At 72.5% G+C, this 12,320-nt stretch carries 9 protein-coding genes; 3 read left to right on the forward strand and 6 right to left on the reverse strand.

The features are described from left to right. Positions 1 to 44: 44 nt before the first annotated feature. Both MCM47_RS08305 and MCM47_RS08310 read left to right on the forward strand, forming a co-directional pair. The gene (locus tag MCM47_RS08305) at positions 45 to 677 is read left to right on the forward strand and encodes a hypothetical protein (protein ID WP_238859900.1); all 633 of its coding nucleotides are present in this window, start codon (positions 45 to 47) and stop codon (positions 675 to 677) included. Between the two features lie 11 nt (positions 678 to 688). Next, positions 689 to 3,829 carry a M48 family metalloprotease gene (locus MCM47_RS08310; RefSeq protein WP_238859901.1) on the forward strand — a complete coding sequence of 1,047 codons (3,141 nt, stop codon included), beginning with the start codon at positions 689 to 691 and terminating at the stop codon, positions 3,827 to 3,829. Between the two features lie 191 nt (positions 3,830 to 4,020). Here the strand turns inward: MCM47_RS08310 and MCM47_RS08315 are convergent, their stop codons facing one another. The 6 genes from MCM47_RS08315 to chvE all read right to left on the reverse strand — a co-directional run bounded on the left by MCM47_RS08315 (position 4,021) and on the right by chvE (position 10,983). Next, on the reverse strand, positions 4,021 to 4,851 hold the full coding sequence (locus MCM47_RS08315) for a hypothetical protein (RefSeq protein ID WP_238859902.1): 831 nt from the start codon (positions 4,849 to 4,851) through the stop codon (positions 4,021 to 4,023). Then, positions 4,848 to 5,378: a SigE family RNA polymerase sigma factor gene (locus MCM47_RS08320; protein ID WP_238859903.1), complete on the reverse strand. Its 531-nt coding sequence runs from the start codon at positions 5,376 to 5,378 to the stop codon at positions 4,848 to 4,850. Before MCM47_RS08320 ends, MCM47_RS08315 begins: the two co-directional genes overlap by 4 nt. 131 nt (positions 5,379 to 5,509) lie before the next feature. Beyond that, entirely contained in the window at positions 5,510 to 6,526 is a 1,017-nt protein-coding gene (locus MCM47_RS08325; RefSeq protein ID WP_238859904.1) for an expansin EXLX1 family cellulose-binding protein, read from the reverse strand. A 480-nt stretch (positions 6,527 to 7,006) separates the two neighbouring features. Beyond that, a complete protein-coding gene (mmsB, locus tag MCM47_RS08330) occupies positions 7,007 to 8,242 on the reverse strand; it encodes a multiple monosaccharide ABC transporter permease (RefSeq protein ID WP_238859905.1) in 1,236 nt (411 codons plus the stop codon). Positions 8,243 to 8,244: 2 nt separating this feature from the next. After that, positions 8,245 to 9,792 (reverse strand): multiple monosaccharide ABC transporter ATP-binding protein, encoded by a 1,548-nt coding sequence (gene mmsA, locus MCM47_RS08335; RefSeq protein ID WP_238859906.1) that lies wholly within the window; start codon positions 9,790 to 9,792, stop codon positions 8,245 to 8,247. Positions 9,793 to 9,888: 96 nt separating this feature from the next. After that, positions 9,889 to 10,983, reverse strand: a complete 1,095-nt coding sequence (gene chvE, locus MCM47_RS08340; protein WP_308222299.1) for a multiple monosaccharide ABC transporter substrate-binding protein — start codon at positions 10,981 to 10,983, stop codon at positions 9,889 to 9,891. Between the two features lie 283 nt (positions 10,984 to 11,266). Between chvE and MCM47_RS08345 the strand changes: the two genes are divergently transcribed. Beyond that, complete coding sequence (locus MCM47_RS08345; protein ID WP_238859908.1) at positions 11,267 to 12,301, forward strand: LacI family DNA-binding transcriptional regulator; 1,035 nt, start codon at positions 11,267 to 11,269, stop codon at positions 12,299 to 12,301. The last annotated feature ends 19 nt before the right edge of the window (positions 12,302 to 12,320 follow it).

Consider the following 12,320-nt stretch of genomic DNA (forward strand, 5'->3'; position numbering starts at 1 on the left):
CCGGGACAGACCGGCATGGACACGCACAGTGGTGGGAGACCGGAGTGGCTGACACCGGAGCCGTATCGGTTGAGGAGTTCGTACGGGAGGCGGTCCGTCGGCATCGGCCCGAGGAGCTTGCCCGGGTCGACGACGCGCTGACCATCTACTTCGCCAATCCCGGGACAGTGCTCGCCACGAGGCGCCGCGAGGGTGAGGCAGGGGCAGGTGCGGGGATCGGCGCAGCGGCCGCCGTGGTCGCGCCGGCGTTGCTCGCGATCCTGCACGACCTCGCGATCGCCCTGACCGCCGATGCGGCCAGAGGCGGACTGCGGGCGGTGTGGCGCCGGGTGCGGGCGCGGTTCGGCAAGCCGGAGCTGGCCGTGCGGCGGGACGGACCGGTGACGCTCCTCACTGTCGACCAGGTCGCCGCGCTGCGGCCGGAGATCGAGCGGAAGCTGGCACGTCGGCTACCGGCCGAGCTGGCCAAGGCGCTGACGGACTACCTCTGCGAGGAGCTCCTCGCGGCGGATGCCCCAGCGCCTGGCGACGGACCGGAGACGGGCGCACGGGCCGAAGCCGGCGTCCGCGCCCGAACAGGAATCCGCGCCCGAGCCGGCATGCACCCCGAGAGGAGGAACCGGTCCGCCACGGCGGAGCCGGGCGGGGAGGGTGCCCGGCCCGGACTCGGCGGCTGAGGCGAGGCGTCGTGTCGGCCACCCGTGAAGACGCCGTCCGCCCACCCGCGGCGAGTACCGCCGCCGTCCTGCAGGCCCCGTCAGCCACCTGGACGCGCTTCGTCCTCTTCGGTGCGACCTTGCTGTTCGCGGCGATCCCCTTCTACCACTGGCTCCTGGAGATCGCGTTCCGCTGGACCCCGGACGTGGGCGACTGCTCGCGACGGACCGCCTCGGCCACCGACCCCGGCGCATACGCGTCGGCCCTGGCCGGCTGCCCGACCGAGACGTTCCGGTCGGCCATGCTGCTCGACCTCGCCCCGCTCGTCGCGCTCCTCGCCCTGGCGGGCATCCGCTACCTGCGCCACCCGGCCAGGATCCGTCGCCGCCGGCACCTCGTCCCGCTGGCGCAGTCGACGGTCCTGCCCGCTGACCACCGCCTGGCCGTGGAGGCCGAGCTGGCCCGGCTGGCCGACGAGAGCGAGGTGCGTGGGCTCCCGGTCTTCCTGACCCATGACGACGACCGCGGCAGCGCCTCGACCTTCGGCCTCCCGCCCCGCCACGAGATGCGGCTCGACGCCGGACTGCTGATGAGGGCGAAGTCGGACGACGAGGTCGACCGGCAGCACTTCCGCGGCACGGTCCGCCACGAGCTGGCCCACCTGCGCAACCGCGACATCGGCATCATCCAGCTGACGGACGCGCTGCGGTGGGCGTTCCTCGTCCTGACGGCCGGCCCGGTGCTGGCCGTCGCCGTGTTCGACCTCACCCGCGACACGGCATGGGCGGAATTCGTCGCGGGCGAGGTGCGGGGCCTCGCCGCCGTGGTCGTCCTGGTGCTCCTCGCCCATCGCTCGGTGAGACGCGCCCGTGAGCACTACGCGGACCTGCGAGCCGCCCTGGTCGACGGCGGCGTGTGGTTCGCCCGCTCGGTGGCACGGGCCGCGGAGGAGGAACAGGAGGAGACGCGACGGCTGCACGGGCGGGCGGCCCGGCTGCGCCACTGGTACGACCGGGCCGTCGATCGTCACCCGTCGCCGACTCGGCGGGTCGAGGTGTTCGGCGATCCGACCGTCCTGCTCCGGTTCCACCTGGGTGAGGCCGCCGTGGCCGGGACGGCGGCCGGGCTCGGCTACCAGGGGGTGCACCTCGCGATCTCCCGGCTCCTCGGGACGTGGCCCTGGGCCCCGGTCCTGGTCGGCATCATCCTGGCGCTCCCGGTGGCCGCGGTTCTCGCCGCAGGTGCCCTCCGCGAGGCCTGCGCCGGGCCGGCACGCCGCCGGTTCGTACTCGCCCGGGCCCTGGCGGCGGGGCTGGTGACGGTGGCGGGGCTGCTCCTCGGCGAGAGCCTGAGCTGGAGTGCGTTGGTCGTCCGGTGGTGGCCGGCCACGCTGACCGAACCCGGAACCGGACTCGTGGTGGCCGGTGTACTGGCGGCAGGCGTCGTGCTCGTGGTGGGGTGGCTGGTGGTCTCGGCCGACCTCGCGGTGTCGAACGGCGCTCTCCGGCGGCCCCGCCTGCTGCTGGCGGCCGCCACCGGCGCGGCGGCCGTTCCGCTCGGCGGGCTGTTCGCCTTCTGGGGGCAGGCACACTTCAGCGGCCTGGGCGAGTCCTGGTCGCGGCAGCTGTCACTGACCTACCTGACGATGACGACGGCCCACAAGGGCTTCCTGACCGCCGCACTGGTGGTGCTCGCCGTCCTTCCGCTGGCTGCGGCCTGCCTGGCCGCCCGCCGCCCCGGCGCGGATGACGGCCCGTCGGGCCCCTCGGACCGGCGCCCGCCTTCGACCCGAGGCATGCCGCTGGCGCTGGTCTTCACGCTGTCGGCGGCGGCGGCCGTCGTGGCACTCGCCCTCACCCTGCTGACCGACGGCTGGTGGTCGTCGACGCTGAGCCATCCCGTGGTGGACCCGTCCGGCACCGGCCTCGCGCCCCGGCTGACGGCGTTCGCCGTGCTGCAGGGGCTGGTGGCGCTGGCTGTGGCCACCGTGGCGGGTCGGCGCGGGACCGGGCTCGGCTGGGTCTCCGGCTTCGCGGCTGCCGTGCTCGCCGGTGTCCTCGTCACCGGCGTGGTGGCCGGTGACAACCTGGTCCGGCGATCGGTGCCGGACGGCGGCGTCCCCTGGGGAGAGTTCCGCAACGCCTGCGTCTGGCTGCTCGGCCAGGGGGCGCTGGTGGCCCTGCCCGTCGCGCTGGTCGGCGCCGCCCTGGGCCGCTGCACCGCACTGGTCCGGCGCGGCGATCCGGCGGGCACGGTGCCGGCGGCCGGTAACCCGGCCCACCCGGGCAGGTCGTGGCGGGTCGCTCGGGTGGTGCAGCTCCCCGCCGTGCTCATGGTCCTGATCCTCGGAGTGGCGGCCGTCGGAGCACCCCCGCAGTTGCCGGAGAACGAGTTGCCCGTCGACCGGTCGGACCGGCTGGCCCTCCCGCCGGACCTCGGCGCGGCGTCCCTGTGCGCCTGGCTGCCGCCGGACGAGGTCTGGCTCTTCAAGACCGTGCCCGCCGCGCGTACGAAGAAGGAGGGCGGGAACGCCGATCTGGTGGGCCGGCTGACCTGGTACGGGTCCGTCCTGACCCACGCCGACGATCCGGAACTGGCCAGGCTCGGTCGGGCGGTGGTCGACAGCACCCGGGCGCCCGATCCGGCGGGGGCGACCGACGCCTTCACGGCGCTGGGCAACTACTGCCTGACTCTCGACCCGGAAGCCCCGCACCCGGCCGGCACCCCGGTGGACCGTGCCCCGGACGGCTGCCTGCCTGGGCGCTGGCGGCTGACGAGGAGCACCGAACACCTGAACCTCTCGTCGTTCGGGCTGGGTGTGGTCGACGTAACCGGCGCGTCCTCCTTCACCGTCACCATCGCACCCGACGGGACAGCCGTCGACGACTCCCCGTCGCTCGCCATGTCAGGACGGGCACCCGACGGCAGCACGGTGACGATGCTGGAGTCCCGGCACGCCACCTACCGGTGGACGGCCGGTCTCGGAGTCTTCCTGTCGAACGGGCAAACCGCCGAAGGGGTGCTCACCATCAGGCAGGGAGACCGGGAGATCCATCGCGAGCCGCTGCGTGCGAACCCGGAGAACCGGGGAGACCCCTACACCTGCTCGTCCACCACACTCCGCTTCGACTACGTCGACGGCGTCTTCGAGGAGTTCACCCGGGTGGACTGACGACACCTCGGCCGCCGCCGGAGCCACCCCCGGCCGCGTCCGGATCCGGGGCGGCCCGCTCGGAGGAGCGGGCCGCCCCGGCGGCCGCGGCCGCACCCGGCGTGCAGGGCTCCCGGGCGCGTGAGGCCCGGGCGACCGGCGGTACGGCAGCCGCCGACCACGGCGCGCCGGGCCCTCGGTCTGCCGGGCCCTCAATGTGCCGGGCCGAAGCCTCCCCAGACCGAGGCGGGGCCGCCGGCCGACTGGGCGTCGACCCGGTAGCCGTCGTTCGCGGCGCTGCGCACGCCGACGGCGTGGTTGAACTGGCCGGCGAACTGGTGCTGTCCGACCGGGACCGTGCGGCCCGGCTTCAGGACCCACCGGTAGAGCAGCACCCCGCCGGACTCCTGGACGGTGACGGTGAAGTCCTCGCTCGGCAGGGTCCGCCAGTTGCCGGTGTCACGGACCTCGCCGGTCTGGGCGATCCGCAACTCGACGGTGAGGGCGGTGAGCGGCTGGCTGGTCCTGAGGACGAGGTTGCTCTGGGCCCAGTAGACGGTGCTGTGCGGATCGACCGATCCCTCCGACGACAGCGATCCGTTCTGAGGGCGGCTGCTCGCCGAAGCGGTCGGGTGCGGGGTGGCCGGAGCGGCCGGGGTGGTCGGCACGGTCGGGGTGGTCGTGCCGGGGGCGGGTGGTGGCGCCGGCGCGACGGGCCGCGGGGCGGTCGACGGCGTCGGTGAAGGGGTGGCCGACTCGGACGGTGTGGCCGCCGGGGGCGGCGTGGTCGGAGCGGTGGTGACGGTGCCCGACGGCGGCTGCGTGCGGACGATTCCGGCGACGGCGAGGCCCCCGGTCGCCAGGATGCCGGCGGTGGCGAGGCCGGCGAGGGCGGCCTTGGACCACGACCTCGCGAACGAGGGTGCGCGGTGACGGACGGCCGGGCCGGCTGCGCCGCGTTCGACCCGGGCCAGCATCCGTGCGCGGTCGGGTCGGTGGGCTTCGGCGGCCTCCCGCAGCTGCCGGGTGATGTGCTCGTTCACCGGTTCCTCCTTCCTGTCGCCAGTTCGCCGACCGCTCGTGCACCGAGTGCGCGTTCCAGCTCGGCCATGCCCTTCGAGGTCTGGCTCTTCACCGTACCGACCGAGACGCCCAACGCCGCGGCGGTGTCCTTCTCCGACAGGTCGAAGGCGTGGCGCAGCACCACGCAGGCCCGCTTGCGGAACGGCAGTCGGGCGAGCGCCGTCCGGACGTCCAGCACGGCGGCCGTGTCCGGACCGTCCGTCCTCTCGGGGACGCGGGACCAGAAGAGCAGGACCCTGCGCCGCTCCCGGACGGCGCTGCGGATCCGCGCCCGGGCCATGTTGGCGACCACCCCGCGGGCGTAGGCGAGCGGGTGGTCGGCGGCGCGGAGCCGGTCCCAGCGTTGCCACAGCGCGATCAGGGCGTCGGCGGCAAGGTCGTCGGCCGCGTCCGTCTCGCCGGTGAGGAGATGGGCGAGACGGGCGAGTTCGGCGTAGTGGCGTTCGAAGAATTCGTGGAACTCCGCGGACGCGTCATCGAGGAGCATTTCCCCCGGTCGCCCTCTCCCTGCAGTGTGAGCGTTAACAACAGGCGTGAGCGTAGCAGTGTCCGTATCCGGCTCCGGTCGGGGGGCGCCCCGGCGGGGGAGCACCGCCGGCTGCCGGGCGAGCGGCGCGGTCAATGCCGGGCGAACTGGACTCGGGTCGGCTGGGCGACGTCCGGCTTGACGGCGATCCCGTCGACGGTCAGTTGTTCCCCGTAGACGTCGGTGACCCTGAGCGGCGCGCCGCACCCGCTGCCGTCGGGGGAGAGGAAGTAGTTGTAGTCGGTCCGGGTGAGCTGTCGCCAGCCGGCGGTGGTCCGGACCTCCAGCGCCGCCACCGGGTTCCGGTGGCCGATCACCTGGATCCCGCACCACCACTGGCTGGAGCCGGTCTTGTAGCGGATCGACATCGTGTCCGGCGCCGTGGCGGGGCTCAGCACCGTCCAGCTGATCGGGAGGCGGCCCACCGAGAGGTCGGCCAGTCGGGCGAAGGCCTCGTGGCTGAGGTCGAGCTGCCCGGGCGCGCAGGGCAAGGGGCACTCGTTGACGATCCGCACCGTGATGCTCGCCCCGTTGGCGGCACGGACGAGCACGGACGCCCCGCAGGCCCTGGACGACTCGTAGTCGGTGTGGTTCATCGCCGCGACCATGAGGTCGCCCGCTGGGCCGAACGAGCAGGCGCCGTTGCCGTCGGCGGCGTCGTAGGAGGTCGCGACGCCTTGGTAGTCCGTCCCGGGCTTGATCCGCCCGGCCGGGGGCGGGGTGGTCGGTGCGGTGCCCTGGCCCCGGGTGGGGGCCGGGGCGGCTGAGGCGCGGGCGGGGACCGAGGTGGCCGAGTCGGCCGACGGGGACGGGATCGCCGTGCCGGCGGTGGGGGCCGACGGCCGCGGGACGGAAGTGGCGGAGGTCGACGGGGTGCCGGTGGCCGACGGCGACGGCGGGCCGGTCACCGAGGGGGACGCCGCCGGGAGCGTGGGATCGGCCGGGACGTCGGTGCCGGGCGGCGCACCCGGCCCGGTGGCGGCGACGGCCGCGACGGAGGCGGCGGTGGCCGGCCTGGCGGAACCGGCGTCGCCCCCGCCGCCCGGCAGGAGCCCGAAGGCCAGGCAGACCGGTACCCCTACCGCCACCAGCGCCAACGCAATGCCCATGACCGGCCCACGTCTGCGGTTCCGCTGCGGGGCGGCGTGCTTCGTTGCCCTCATTCCCATCCATTCGGTAGATCGACTCGACGCTGCACTGCCCAGTGGGCGCCGACGAGCCGAAAGGTTGCCGCGCCGGCGAAAGTTCTTCTCCGGGGTCTTCCCGGGCCGGGCCCGTGGGCGGGCGCCGCGGATCCGCCCGGCCCGTTCGGCGGGGCCGCTCCCTGCTTCGGCCCTGCCGGCGGCACCCGTCGGCCGGGCGGGTGCCGCCGGCGGTCGGCGGGTGCTCGATCGGATGACCCTTGAGCGGTGTCCGTTCGCGGTCACCCGTCAGTTGCCGCCGTGGCGGCAGAGGTTGCCGCTCGCCCGGGAGGAGCCTCGGGTCAGCTGTTGCCGACCCGGTCCGAGGGGCCCGGAAACGCATGTCGCCCCCGGCCGTCCGGTGGCGGACGGCCGGGGGCGAGGGGCACCCGGGACGGTGTTCCGGGGTCAGGAACCGGCCCGGCGCTTGTTGTAGACGTCGAAGCCCACCGCCGCCAGCAGCACCAGGCCCTTGATCACCTGCTGGTAGTCGGTGCCGACGCCGACCAGCGACATGCCGTTGTTGAGCACGCCGAGCACCAGGCCGCCGATGATGGCGCCGAGGACGGTGCCCACGCCCCCACTGGCCGAGGCCCCGCCGATGAACGCGGCGGCGATCGCCTCCAGCTCGAAGTTGATGCCCGCCTGCGGCGTGCCGGCGTTGAGACGCGCCGCGAAGACCAGTCCGGCGAGCGCGGCCAGGACACCCATGTTGGTGAAGGCGAGGAAGACGACCCGCTTGCTCTTCACCCCGGACAGCTTCGCCGCCGCCTCGTTGCCGCCGATGGCGTAGGTGTGCCGGCCGATGATCGAGTTGCGCATCAGGTAGCCGAACCCGACCAGCAGCGCACCGAGGATCAGCAGGACGATCGGGACGCCGTGGTAGCTGGCCAACAGCAGGGTGAAGACCAACACGGCGGCGGTGATCACGGCCAGTTTGGCGAGGAACAGCCCCAGCGGGAGCACATCCAGCCCGTACGAGGCGGTCCGCCGCCGCCCGCGCACCTCCTGGAGGACCGCGACGGCGAGGACGGCGAGTCCGAGCAGCAGGGGGAGGTTGTGGTAGTTGGTGTGCGGGCCGACCTCGGGGAGGAAGCCGCTGCTGATGCTCTGGAAGCCCTTGGGGAACGGCGCGACCGACTGGCCCTGCAGCAGGATCTGGGTGCCGCCGCGGAACAGCAGCATGCCGGCCAGGGTGACGATGAACGACGGGATCCCCAGATAGGCGATCCAGAACCCCTGCCAGGCGCCGGCGACTGCGCCGACCAGCAGTGCGGCCAGCGCGGCCACCGGCCACGACACGTGGTGCTCGACCATCATCACCGCGGCGGCGGCCCCGACGAAGGCGGCCAGCGAGCCGACCGAGAGGTCGATGTGCCCGGCGATGATGACGATCATCATCCCGATGGCCAGGATGAGGACGTAGCCGTTCTGCTGGACCAGGTTGGTGATGTTGAGCGGCTGGAGCAGGATGCCGTCCGTCCAGATCTGGAACAGCAGCACGATCAGCGCGAGGGCGACCAGCATGCCGTACTGGCGCACGTTGCCGCGCAGCGCGCGGGCCAGCACACCGCCGACGGAAGGGCTCGGGCCGGACTGCGGGGCCTTCGGTGACGAATCCGGGATGATCTCGGTCTGGGCCATGCCTACACCTGCTCGTTGCTGGATGCGGTGCTCATGGTCATGAGCCGCATGAGGGATTCCTGGGTGGCGTCGGCGCGGGCCACCTCGCCGGTGATCCGGCCTTCGGCCATGGTGTAGATCCGGTCGCACAGGCCCAGGAGTTCGGGGAGTTCGGACGAGATGACGAGCACCGCCTTGCCCTGGTCGGCCAGCGCGGCGATGACGGTGTAGATCTCCGCCTTCGCGCCGACGTCGATGCCGCGGGTGGGCTCGTCGAGGATCAGCACCTCCGGTTCGGCGAAGATCCACTTGCTGAGGACGACCTTCTGCTGGTTTCCGCCGCTGAGCGTGCCGGTCCGGGTGAACACCGTCGGGGCCTTGATGTTCATGGTGCGCCGGAAGGACTCCGCGACCCGGGCCTCCTCGTGCCGGTCGACCCGGCCGAACCGGGCGACCTTGCCGAGCGCGCTCAGCGAGATGTTCCGGCTGATGTCGTCGATGAGGTTGAGGCCGAGCTGCTTGCGGTCCTCGGTGACGTACGCGAGGCCGTGCCCGATCGCCTCCGGCACCGTCCGGGTGTGGATCTCCCGGCCGTGCAGCCGCACCCTGCCGGCGGCCCACCGGCCGTACGAGCGGCCGAAGACGCTCATGGCCAGCTCGGTCCGGCCGGCGCCCATCAGGCCGGCGATGCCGACGATCTCGCCGCGCCGCACGTTGAGCGAGGCGCCGTCGACCACCATGCGCTGCTGGTCGATGGGGTGCCGCACGCTCCAGTCCTCGACCTCGAAGGCGACCTCGCCGATCTCCGCGGCGCGCTCGGGGTAGCGGTGCTCCAGGTCGCGGCCGACCATTCCGCGGATGATCCGCTCCTCCGAGATACCCTCGTCGCCGATCGCGAGGGTCTCGATGGTGCGCCCGTCGCGCAGGATGGTCACGGCGTCCGCGACCCGGGCGATCTCGTTCAGCTTGTGCGAGATGACGATGCAGGCGATGCCCTGCGCCTTGAGCTCCAGGATCAGGTCGAGCAGCTTGCGGCTGTCCTCGTCGTTCAGCGCGGCGGTCGGTTCGTCCAGGATGAGGAGTTTGACCTTCTTGGCGAGCGCCTTGGCGATCTCGACCAGCTGCTGCTTGCCCACACCGAGGTCGGCGACCCGGGTGTGGGGGTTCTCGTCGAGGCCGACCTGGCGGAGCAGCTCGGCGGCGTGGGTGAGCGTCCGGTGCCAGCCGATGATCCCCCGCGTGGCGTGCTCGTTGCCGAGGAAGACGTTCTCGGCGATGGACAGGTAGGGAACCAGCGCCAGTTCCTGGTGGATGATGACGATGCCGCGCTGCTCGCTGGCCCGGATGTCCCTGAACCGGCAGGGCTCGCCCTCGAAGAGGATCTCGCCCTCGTAGCTGCCGTGCGGGTGGACGCCGCTGAGCACCTTCATCAGGGTGGACTTGCCGGCGCCGTTCTCGCCGCAGACGGCGTGCACCTCACCGGGGGCGACGGTCAGGTTGACCTCGGCGAGTGCCTTGACACCGGGGAACGACTTGCTGATCGACCGCATCTCGAGAACGGGTCCAGCCATGGTTGTGCGTCCGTATCGTTCGGGGCGGTGCGGTGGGGAGGCCCGGGACTGCGCACCGCCGGTTCGGCACGGGCCCGTCGAACGGGCCCCTCGGGGCTACTTGAGCTGGTCCGCGGTGTACTGACCGCTGTCGACCAGGACCTTCTGGTAGTTGTCCTTGTCGACGCTGACCGGCTGGAGCAGCTGTGCCGGAACGGTCTTCACGCCGTTGTTGTACTGGCTGGTGTCGTTGACCTCGGGCTTCCCGCCGGTCAGCAGGGCGTCGCCCATCTGCACCGCCACCTTGGCCAGCTGGCGGGTGTCCTTGTAGACGGTCTGGGTCTGCTCGCCCGCGATGATCGACTTGACCGAGGCCAGCTCGGCGTCCTGCCCGGTGACGACGGGAAGCGACCTGCCGGTGCCGTAACCCACGCCCTTGAGGGAGGAGAGGACGCCGATCGAGATGCCGTCGTACGGGGAGAGGACCGCGTCGATCCGGGCCGAGGTGTAGGACTTGCTCAGCAGGTTGTCCATCCGGGACTGGGCGAGACCGCCGTCCCAGCGCAGCGTGGCGACCTGGTTGAAGTCGGTCTGGCCGCTCTGCACGACGAGCTTCTTCGCGTCGAGGTACGGCTTCAGGACGCTCATCGCGCCGTTGAAGAAGAAGGTGGCGTTGTTGTCGTCCGGCGAACCGGCGAACAGCTCGATGTTGAACGGGCCCTTGCCGTCCTTGAGGCCGAGCCTGTCGGCGATGTAACCGCCCTGGAGGACACCGACCTTGTAGTTGTCGAACGTTGCGTAGTAGTCGACGTTGCCGGTGCCGCGGATCAGCCGGTCGTAGGAGATCACCGGGATGTGCGCGTCGGCGGCCTTCTGCAGCACGTTGGTGAGGGAGGAACCGTCGATGGCGGCGATCACCAGCAGCTTGGCGCCCTTGGTGATCATGTTCTCCACCTGGGAGACCTGGTTCTCCACCACGTTGTCGCCGTACTGCAGGTCGGTCTTGTAGCCCTTGGCCTGGAACTCCTTGACCATGTTGGTGCCGTCGTTGATCCAGCGTTCCGACGACTTGGTCGGCATCGCGATGCCGACCAGCCCGCCCTTGGCGTCCCCCTTGGCCGCGCCGTCGCCGACGCCGTTGGCGCTCTGACCGCAGGCCGCCAGCGAGAGCAGCAGGCCCGCGGCGACGAGGCCCGCCGAGATCTTCCGCACAGTTCCTCCAGTGATGTTCGGCGACCGTCACAGAGCGACCCTGACCGGGCGGCTGGGAGCGGTCGGGCGGGGCCGGGGAGCGGACCCCGGGTGGGGAGCAGGGCCCCGGCCTGGTGAGACATGAGTGTTAACGCTCACAATGGAACCGTCAAGAGTCCTGGATCACGGTTCGGTACCCGACGGACGGCGGCGCCGGAGCGCTCGTCGCCGCTGGAATCCCCGGACCGCGGCCCGGGGTGGAACCGGTCGCGTAGTGTGGTCCAAACCGAGGAGGGAACTGCGAGTGGGAACCGATAGCGCCGGGACGGAACAGCGCCAGCCCGTGATGGCGGACGTGGCGAAGCTGGCCGGAGTGTCCCACCAGACGGTGTCCCGAGTGCTCAACGGCGCCCCGCACGTCCGGCCGGACACCCGCGAGCGGGTGCTGGCCGCGATCCGGGAGCTCGACTACCGGCCCAACTCCGCCGCGCGCGCCCTGGTCACCCGCCGGTCGCAGACGCTCGGCGTGGTGAGCTTCGACTCGACCCTCTACGGCCCGGCCTCGATGCTGGACGGAATCGAGCAGGCCGCGCGGAGCGCCGGGTACTTCGTGAGCGTGACCAGCCTGCGCTCCCTGGACGGCCGGTCGGTGCAGGGGGCGGTCGACCGGCTGCGCGACCAGGGGGTGGAGGGCGTGGTCGTGATCGCGCCGCAGACCTCCTCCGTCAGTGCGGTGGCCCGGCTCTCCAGCTCGGTGCCGGTGGTCGCGGTCGGTTCGGGCGACCAGACCCAGGTGCCCATGGTGTCGGTGGGCAACCGCTCCGGCGCCGAGGCGGCCACCCGTCACCTGCTCGACCTGGGGCACCGCACCGTGCACCATCTGGCAGGGCCGGTCAACTGGCTGGAGAGCCAGGACCGGGAAGAGGGCTGGCGCCGCACGCTCGAGGCGGCCGGGGCCCCGGTGCCGGACGTGGGGCGCGGCGACTGGAGTGCCCGCTCCGGCTACCAGGTGGGCCTGCGCATCGCCGAACTGCCGGATGTCACCGCCGTCTTCTGCGCCAACGACCACATGGCCCTCGGTCTGCTGCGCGCGCTGCACGAGGCCGGCCGGTCGGTGCCGCGCGACATAAGCGTGGTCGGCTTCGACGACATCCCGGAGGCCGCGTACTTCACCCCCCCGTTGACCACGGTGCGCCAGGACTTCGGTGAACTCGGCCGCAGGGCACTGGAGCTGCTGGTCGAGGAACTGGAGGGTGCGGCGCTCTCCCGGGCGGCCCATGTGCAGATCTCCCCGGAGCTGGTGCTGCGGCGCAGCGTGGGCCCCACCGGCCGTCGCTGAACGGCCGCCGGACCGCGGC

It is taken from the genome of Kitasatospora sp. A2-31 (assembly GCF_022288725.1).
Lineage (GTDB): Bacteria > Actinomycetota > Actinomycetes > Streptomycetales > Streptomycetaceae > Kitasatospora.